Source organism: Nodularia sp. LEGE 04288 (genome assembly GCF_963896525.1).
Lineage (GTDB): Bacteria > Cyanobacteriota > Cyanobacteriia > Cyanobacteriales > Nostocaceae > Nodularia.
In genome coordinates, this window is sequence record NZ_CAWQOY010000095.1 from 74170 (window position 1) to 81732 (window position 7563).

Consider the following 7563-nt stretch of genomic DNA (forward strand, 5'->3'; position numbering starts at 1 on the left):
GCTATGACTACTCAAACAATATCAAATTCTCCCGCATCATGCACAGACTTGAGTGCCGAAAACTCCCAAACAACCTCCGCCTCTGATTACGTTGACCTCAACACCAGCATTAAAGAAACCTTCGCCGCCATCGACCGCTTCGAGTGGCAAGCAGTGGATGAAATTCTCCAAATGCGGGAACGACAGATTTACCTTGAGGGTGGCTATACAAACTTTGAAGAATACTGCCAGCGTGAATTGTCTGCTTGGGGTGGCTACCGACGCATCAATCAGCTGCTAGGGGCTAAGAAGGTTATTGAAGCTGCTGGGGAATTTGGCGGACATATCAAAAACGAGCGTCAGTCCCGTCCATTGCTGCGTTTGGTCAAGGAACCAGAAAAACTCAAACAAGCTTTAGCGATCGCGCTGGAGCAAAACCCTTCCCCCAGTGAATCAGACTTTGCTGCTGCGGCCAAGAAAGTGGTTCCTCCGACTGTGAGAAAAAAACATCCTGTTCAGGAACCAATGGTTCCGGAAATAACTAAAGTCACAGTTTCATCACAATCGCATTTTAAATATGGGGAATCGGGAATAATTGAGGCAGATCCACCCAACAATTATCAGCAGATTGTGACATTCCCTGATGGCGAGAGATTACTAATCAACAATGCTGATTTAGATACTTTCAGCGTATCCTTCCCTAGAGAGCGCAGATACCCCGCAGAATACACCGAAGTCATTGCCGCACTTGAACAACAGCACAGACAGGAGTTAGAGCGACTAGAACAAGAATTGAGGGTAGGTTTGCAAGCCGAAGCATCAGCCAGAGCAGAAGCACAAATTCAAGAACAACTGGAGGCATACCAGAAATTATTACAACAACAGAAAGAGCAGAACATTCAGTTGCAGCAACGGTTGGACGAGATGGAAAACCTGCGCCAACTGGAGTTTGAAAACCAGCAACTTCAGCAACGCATTCAGGAATTGGAACACGCGGTACAGGAACATCCGAGTCAGCAGTGGGGGAACACTTTCAACAAACAAGCTACTAAAGCGTTAAATAAGCAGGTAAAACAGGCACTGGAGAGGACAATTGATCTGCGATCTGCTTTAGCAGCAGCGCTTGCGCTATCGCTAGCCACCGAACCACCCAAAGAAAATGCCCAAGAATGCTTAAGGCTCATGGGTTTGGCTTTGGGGCATTTAGCCAGTGCCATGAACAACACCCAAGCACTGGAAGCTGCGGCTCTGATTTTGGGCAGTGAACCGACACCTCAAGCGATCGCATATCGAGCCGAGCAATTGCAACTATTGCCCCAAGCAGTTAGTGATATTCGGCAGGTACTGGTGAAGCCAGGGTGTAGTTGGCAAGACTTTTGGGATGTTGCTCAAGAATATCAGGCTATTGAACAGGACTATTTAGCAGAGTTGACTACCCAGGAAACAGATTTAATTGCCGCACTCCAGAAAGCATCTGCTGAACCTCCCGTGATTGGACTTGGTTCTATCGTTGCTCACGCTGACCCCTACGATAGGTTTTATGTAGCTAGAGGGAAAGTAATTGAGGACTTGGGCGAGGAAGTTGTCGTCGCTTGGGAACACTCGAAAGAAAAATTTCAGAAAACCGACAAATATTCCAGAGATAAATTGCGACTCTGGCAAGGCTAACTAGTTTTACCCTTCCCAGTAATTTTTTAGACAAATAAATATGAATATCCAACCTCGCAATCATAGTGGGGGAAATTTCCGTGCGTCCAAACAAACAGGAGTTAGCATAATGACTGCAACTATTACCCGCAATACCCAAAAGCCTACGAAAGAGAAACCCCAATCCCCATACAGGAGGCTTCATGTGATCATCCCAATCGAAGATATGCTGTGGGCTTCGCAGCAAAAGCCCTCTGTTAATCAACTATGGCAAGAATGTTGGACGGCTGATCCTTATGGTTCCCGGTGGATGCCCTTATCTACGGCTTTGGGTTACAGCAGTTTTATCTGTGCAAAGAAAATTCTCTCCGAAAGTGGGTTGTTCATTTTCAAGCCCGACAAATCCATACAAGATGGGCGTGAAACAGTCGGCTGGTTGGTACGGAATCTGCACGGTAGCCGGATGAAGGAGTTTTGGGAGGGAATTTATTCTACCTCACAAAAACCAAATGCTGAAAAAACAGAACCAAATTCTCAAAATTCAGAGATGAATGCTGGCTTCTTAGAAATAGATGCCACAAATTTGGCGTGTATCTCAACTCAAACCCAGTCAGAGCAAGCATTATGTGAACCCTCACGAACTCCTCAGAAACACCTCACAAACTCTTCAAAAGAGATTGTGAGGTGTGATTCTTCCACGCAACACGAAAATTTACAACGTGAGGAGACGGCGATTGCACCCTTGGGGGGTGCATCGCCTCAGATTGTTGAGGGCGTGGAAGAAACAAAAGAAGAGTTAACTATGGTAACAGACTGCACATCGCTGGCGCTTGTGGATACTGTACCGGGAGAATCTACTTTTTTGGAGGGAGAAAACCAAAATTGTGGTGTTGAGCCGAAAGATTGTCATGAAAGCACTTGTTCCGCCGCGCCCGTTGCCCTCAATTTTGAAGAACAAGCCCAACCCAACTTTCCTGCTTTGTTAACGGCTGAAAATTCGGTTTCTCGTGTAGAAGTCAAAGCGGATAACGTTGACCAAAGTTCCACCGCACCTGCCCCCAGTGCTGATAAATGCTCAAGTGAGTCCATCGCTGCGCGGTCTAAGGCTCGACCAAGGCGGATGCAGAAACTTAAGCTGGCGGAGGTATTGAAGGAAAATCCAGGGTTTGAGTTCTTGCAGAGTTGTTGGAATGATGATCCAGCTTTGCAAATTGTGATCAGGAAATTGCTTGTGAAGTTTCCGCAATGGGCGATTGCTTGTGTGGATGGGGAGTTAATGGAGTGGGATGCTAAAGTAAGATAATGTTAGAAAATCCAGAAAAACCAAATAAGTCTGGAATGAAAGATTCCATTTAATTTTTCCTAAATCTGCATACTTTTCATCGAATTACCGCTTTGCGATGGCAGAAATTTGGAAAACCAAGCCAGAATTTAGAACAGATGATTATACTGGACATAATCAACAGCGATATACACGGTTGCGGCAGAGATTGGTTTAAGTGGATTGGTCTTGACAGTGCTAAAAATTAATAAATTGTGGTAAACAGCTTTTTAACTGTAAAAATTCAGGGAAAAGAAATGAATCAACAAGAATATTTTTTATTAACTCGGATTCTACTGCAATTTGAGCAGAGAGCTAAGGATATTGTGAGCGATATTTCTGCTGCTGCTTTTAGTGATGATGGTAGCTTGTGGATTGGTTCTGATGAAATGGTTGGTGTTGAGCGTCTTTCTCCCATAGGATGCTCCCGTTATGGAAAACATCAACGTTTTTTATTAAAGGACTATATCGAGTTATTTGATGATGATGAAATTGATATTGAAGGGATGGATTTTGCCAATGGCTATCTTTGGTTGACTGGTTCTCACAGTATGAAGCGAAAGAAGCCGAAAGGAAAAGACTTAGAAACAGATTTAGAAAGACTTGCAACCATTAGCACAGACCTAAACCGTTTTATACTAGCAAGAATTCCTGTGGTTAATGGAGAGTTAATGAAAGAAGGCATGACTGCGGAAGGAGAACGGCTGGTTGCAGGTTCATTGCAGAAAGTTAATCAGCGTGATTTATTGTTTGAAGTTTTAAAAGAAGATGCACATTTGCAGCCATTTATTAATGGAGGAATTCCTTCTAAAGATAACGGTTTGGATATCGAAGGTTTAGCGGTAGTCAGCAATAATCATCTTTTTATAGGCTTGCGTGGACCTGTATTGCGAGGATGGGCGATCATTATAGAAATACAAGTAACACAATCCCAGCCGGGTGTACTTGTACTGCAACAAATCACAGGTGATGGTGCAAAATACAAAAAGCACTTTCTTGATTTGAATGGTTTGGGAATACGAGAATTATGTTTGCGAGGGAAAGATTTGATCATCTTGGCAGGACCTACTATGGGTCTAGAAGCACGAATGCAGGTATTTTGCTGGAAAAATGCTGTAGATAATGTCGGGAACAATATTTATCAACAGGACAAGGATAGTTTGTTTCCTTTATTTGACTTACCTTTTACTGCTGGTTGTGACTATGCTGAAGGTTTAGCTTTATATTCCTGCTGGAGAGACAAAGATAGTTTGATGGTATTTTATGATCTTCCCAGCGAGCAGCGTTTGAGAGGGGATAAACAAATATTAGTTGATGTTTTTCAAATTCACTGTTGAAAACGGCAAAATCGTCAAAAGCTGGGTCAATGGGGATAAGTCCCGTTTATTTGAAGGGCTAGAGCTAATAATTGAGAACTAAAGTTGATAAAATGTTCGCGAGTACCTTGCAGTGATAGGCGGGTAGATTTCGGTAGTAATGGAGGAAAAAATATAAAATCTTTGATTCGCTCAGTTTGTGATACCTTTGCAGGTAATAGTTTTTCACAGATACAGGTCTAAGTAGATTTAACTTTTTTTTGGAGTAAATAAATGACCATTTCAATGTATCAAGCATCAATACCCGTATCTATTCGCTCACTGAATAACCTTGTAGGTATTTTGGAAAAAGGTGCTATGTATGCAGAAACAAAAAAAATAGACCCTTCTGTGTTAATCAATAGTCGTCTATTTCCTGATATGTTTCCATTATCAAAACAAGTACAAATTGCTTGTGACATAGTTAACAGAGGTGCGGCACGATTGGCAGGGGTAGAAGCCCCTAGTTTTGAGGACAATGAAACTACATTTCCTCAACTTATTGAACGTATTCAGAAAACTATCGCTCAATTAAACACATTTCAACCTGAGCAAATTGATGGTTCAGAAGAGAAAACAATTACCTTACAAGTACGTGACAACACTTTATCTTTTCCTGGAATATCATTTCTCTTATATTTTGTCTTGCCAAATCTTTATTTCCATGTCACAACAGCTTATGATATTCTCAGGCACTGCGGTGTAGAGCTTGGCAAACAAGACATCCTTGGTCAACCTTAAAGGTTTTTTACTGACTGTAAAATTTTGCGTAAAAAAAATATCATCAAGCTATTTAATAGCTTGATGGTTTTTTTCAAGAATGCCGCCAGAAGCTCTTAGGCAGAGACTTGAGGCTGACAGTTTGCAGTTCAGCTTTTGGAACTTCTATAGCCTGTGGAACAGTTACAGGAGTGTGTGATAATAATGAGTTGAGGATTTGTTTTTGATGGTCAATATCTTCAACTGTTCTGTAGACCCTGCAAGGATCTATCTGCATACCCAAGGGCGTAGGAACTATTTGCAAATACTCATTTAGAGCAGCAATGTAGCCCTCATGGAAATTCCTGACAGCAATGCAAGGACGCATAATATTGAGGAGTTGTATCGCACGTCTGATATCAGAAAAATTGCGACTACCATCTATCTCAGATTGGCTTTCTTGATAACCTTTGGCTTTCTTCTCAGCTACCAACTGATAATATTTAAAAATCGCCCGTTGATTGCTTGCTAAAGAATGGACTTTCGTTTGGGATTTGTACCCGACTCTTCCCCATTCGATAATCAACTGACTATCTTCAACTTTTGCACTCCAAAATTTGTTGCTGTTGCGGACAGCATCGACAAACACGAGATATGTTTCCATGATTTGATTGATTGAATTCAAAGGTGAATATCTAAAATTTAGACATTCACCTGTAATAAATTATTATTTAGATTGGGCGTTACCCCAGCGAAGTTGATGCTGTAATGCTTCTAACAGACTTTCAGCTTCATCTACAGTTATGCCCTCCAAAATTAAGCAGATATCAAACAGTTTTTCGGGAATTGCCCCTATAAGCAGACTAGTAAATATTTTTTCTGCGGTTTCTTTCAGAGACATAGAATCAGCCCTAAAAACATAGTCTGACAAGATTGTACGAAATAAGAGTTTTGTTCTCCTATCTAGTTGCTCTAAATATTGACCATACTTATCAACAAGCTTGTTAACAAGGTCTGTTTGCCCGTAGTATGTTACTAAGTTGCTCATAATTTTTAGTTGTAAAATTCATTCAGATTTCGCGTAGCGTTCTTCCAACGGGAAATTATAATTTACTTAACCGATCTTCCCGATAAATATACATCTCTCGTTTTTTTTATAGCTCTTAAAAGCTATTTTTAAGTTCACAAAATATCCACCACATTCAGTAATTTGGATAATTTATCCTTTAATCCAAGTCCGATCTGTAGTATCCCAAAATTTGATTTTTTCACCTACGTTATCAATGGCAATTTCAGTTTTAAGGGTTTGAACATTCGTAAAATTCAACATTTTTAATAAATTTTGCTGTTCAACACAGACCAACAAGCTTCTCTTTGCTCAGATTCTGTGAGATTTGGATCATTCAAAATTTCTGCAAGTTTCTTATTTGCTTCTATTTGTTGGGTTGTATGCTCAATCTCTGGAATGAATGTATATTGTGGGTTATCTTTGTCGATTCTGTCTTGACTGCGTTGCATTGGACTCTCCTAATTTCTATTCATCAAAATTTCCGCTATCCCTCCCCGTCCTCAGCGAAGCAGGGCGGGGAGGGATAGCGGGTCAAACTTGACTCCTCGATGGGGTTAAGTTTGACATTTTCCTAGTTGGCGACACGATTAATCCCGTGCTTCGCTGCACCAACCGGACTTTCTTGGCTGTGAATTGTCCAAGACGTTTCCAGGACACGTCACTTACAGAAACTTGTTTTTCAGTGTCGCCGCTTACCCATCCAAAGTATGTTTTGTTGCCTTGAGTAGCTTCGACATAATCGCCTTTTCTGAATCCATGCCGAGTTACAGTGCCTCCATACTTTCTTCTGATTCCACCTTTTGCGGGAACCATGAGATGAAGTTGACGGCGTGATATTGGAGGACGGCGAATTACAGTAAAAAGTGCAGGTGTAATAGTCACACTGCCTTTCCACCCCATTGTTTGACGGTCAACTATGCTGTAATGAATAAAAGCACTACATGACAAAGCAACACCGTCTACTGCATGAGTTGCGGGGATTGCATTACCTTTAGAATGTTTTTGTTTATACAGACCTAATTGCTGTCTAATATTTGCAGTCTCCCATCCTTCAACTTGCTTAATTTCGGCGTAAGTTTCCAGGTTTTTTAATTGCCAATTCTGACCAACCATCACAGGACTAAATCCTTTATCTCCACGCGCTTTGACTATTTCGTAAGCAATTGTGCTGATGGGGTAAATTGAACACAGTTCGTCAACAACTCGTAATTCTAGTTCCCTGTTAGCTTTAATGCTTGGGGGTAGTTTTGATTGCCGACGATTGTCGAAACGTTTTTGACGATGAGCGCGTTGGCTGAACTCAATAGAGCGATTAATCCGTTTACCTCTGCGTCCTCTCCTCATCATGCGACGCTGCTCCATGCGGGAATGGCACTAAGATAAGCCGAAAGCAAGTTGAGATAAGAGTTTAAAGGATTGAGAGTTATAAAAAACGGGTGGAGTAAGGAAAAGGATTTAATTCGCGGAAAGTTTCCGCGAATTAAATTTCCATA

The 7563-nt window shown here is 41.5% G+C and carries 8 protein-coding genes; 4 read left to right on the forward strand and 4 right to left on the reverse strand.

Annotated features, from left to right (window positions below; all coding sequences use genetic code 11):
* Positions 1 to 3 precede the first annotated feature (3 nt).
* The 4 genes from AACX33_RS08465 to AACX33_RS08480 all read left to right on the forward strand — a co-directional run bounded on the left by AACX33_RS08465 (position 4) and on the right by AACX33_RS08480 (position 5043).
* Complete coding sequence (locus AACX33_RS08465) at positions 4 to 1647, forward strand: hypothetical protein (RefSeq protein ID WP_227788973.1); 1644 nt, start codon at positions 4 to 6, stop codon at positions 1645 to 1647.
* Between the two features lie 109 nt (positions 1648 to 1756).
* Entirely contained in the window at positions 1757 to 2929 is a 1173-nt protein-coding gene (locus AACX33_RS08470; RefSeq protein WP_227788974.1) for a hypothetical protein, read from the forward strand.
* Positions 2930 to 3204: 275 nt separating this feature from the next.
* On the forward strand, positions 3205 to 4284 hold the full coding sequence (locus tag AACX33_RS08475; protein WP_227788975.1) for a DUF3616 domain-containing protein: 1080 nt from the start codon (positions 3205 to 3207) through the stop codon (positions 4282 to 4284).
* Between the two features lie 252 nt (positions 4285 to 4536).
* Complete coding sequence (locus AACX33_RS08480; RefSeq protein WP_227788976.1) at positions 4537 to 5043, forward strand: DUF1993 domain-containing protein; 507 nt, start codon at positions 4537 to 4539, stop codon at positions 5041 to 5043.
* A gap of 73 nt (positions 5044 to 5116) precedes the next feature.
* Here the strand turns inward: AACX33_RS08480 and AACX33_RS08485 are convergent, their stop codons facing one another.
* The 4 genes from AACX33_RS08485 to AACX33_RS08500 form a co-directional block, all read right to left on the reverse strand.
* Complete coding sequence (locus tag AACX33_RS08485; protein ID WP_227788977.1) at positions 5117 to 5665, reverse strand: WGR domain-containing protein; 549 nt, start codon at positions 5663 to 5665, stop codon at positions 5117 to 5119.
* Positions 5666 to 5728: 63 nt separating this feature from the next.
* Complete coding sequence (locus tag AACX33_RS08490; RefSeq protein ID WP_227788978.1) at positions 5729 to 6049, reverse strand: hypothetical protein; 321 nt, start codon at positions 6047 to 6049, stop codon at positions 5729 to 5731.
* 284 nt (positions 6050 to 6333) lie between these two features.
* Complete coding sequence (locus AACX33_RS08495) at positions 6334 to 6519, reverse strand: hypothetical protein (RefSeq protein ID WP_227788979.1); 186 nt, start codon at positions 6517 to 6519, stop codon at positions 6334 to 6336.
* An 82-nt stretch (positions 6520 to 6601) separates the two neighbouring features.
* A complete protein-coding gene (locus tag AACX33_RS08500; protein WP_227788980.1) occupies positions 6602 to 7432 on the reverse strand; it encodes an RRXRR domain-containing protein in 831 nt (276 codons plus the stop codon).
* Positions 7433 to 7563: the final 131 nt, after the last annotated feature.

Bases quoted from the DNA above. Each gene is read 5' to 3' on its own strand.
- AACX33_RS08500 (WP_227788980.1), bottom strand. From the start codon at position 7,432: ATGGAGCAGCGTCGCATGATGAGGAGAGGACGCAGAGGTAAACGGATT.
- AACX33_RS08480 (WP_227788976.1), top strand. From the start codon at position 4,537: ATGACCATTTCAATGTATCAAGCATCAATACCCGTATCTATTCGCTCA.
- AACX33_RS08465 (WP_227788973.1), top strand. From the start codon at position 4: ATGACTACTCAAACAATATCAAATTCTCCCGCATCATGCACAGACTTG.
- AACX33_RS08490 (WP_227788978.1), bottom strand. From the start codon at position 6,049: ATGAGCAACTTAGTAACATACTACGGGCAAACAGACCTTGTTAACAAG.
- AACX33_RS08470 (WP_227788974.1), top strand. From the start codon at position 1,757: ATGACTGCAACTATTACCCGCAATACCCAAAAGCCTACGAAAGAGAAA.
- AACX33_RS08495 (WP_227788979.1), bottom strand. From the start codon at position 6,519: ATGCAACGCAGTCAAGACAGAATCGACAAAGATAACCCACAATATACA.
- AACX33_RS08475 (WP_227788975.1), top strand. From the start codon at position 3,205: ATGAATCAACAAGAATATTTTTTATTAACTCGGATTCTACTGCAATTT.
- AACX33_RS08485 (WP_227788977.1), bottom strand. From the start codon at position 5,665: ATGGAAACATATCTCGTGTTTGTCGATGCTGTCCGCAACAGCAACAAA.